At 60.4% G+C, this 424-nt stretch carries 1 protein-coding gene; it reads right to left on the bottom strand.

Going from position 1 to position 424, the window contains the following annotated elements:
* Window positions 1-89: 89 nt before the first annotated feature.
* Window positions 90-424, bottom strand: a 335-nt coding sequence (locus tag K5Q99_RS23255; protein ID WP_505973638.1) for a ClpB D2-like domain containing protein, incomplete at its 5' end; no start/stop codon positions are given.

Below are 424 nucleotides of genomic sequence, written 5' to 3'. Positions count from 1 at the left end.
GGCAGATACGCGAAGGCCCGCAAGTCCATGGCGACCTTGCAGAAGCGGGCTGACAAACTGCTCGTCGAGGTCCTTGACGAGCACTAACCTCAGGCAGATAGCCTGCCTCGACCATGAAAGACCGGCGTGGAGAGGTACTGACACTTCCCTTCACCGGTGATGGCTTCCTGGGTTACCACGACTCGGGAGACATCATCGCGGGAGGGGACGTCGAACATGACGTCCATGAGGGTCTCCTCAATAATGGCCCGCAGTCCGCGTGCACCGGTCCCTCGTGCAACGGCCTTGTCGGCGATCGCCCCCAGAGCTCCCTCGGTAAAGGTCAATTCCACCCCGTCCAACTCGAAGAGTTTCTCAAATTGGCGGGTCAGAGCATTGCGAGGCTCGGTCAGAATGCGAACCAGGGCTTTGCGGTCGAGCGGGT

Source organism: Shewanella hafniensis (assembly GCF_019655335.1).
GTDB classification, from domain to species: domain Bacteria; phylum Pseudomonadota; class Gammaproteobacteria; order Enterobacterales; family Shewanellaceae; genus Shewanella; species Shewanella hafniensis.
This window is presented reverse-complemented; position numbering and strand designations above follow the sequence as displayed.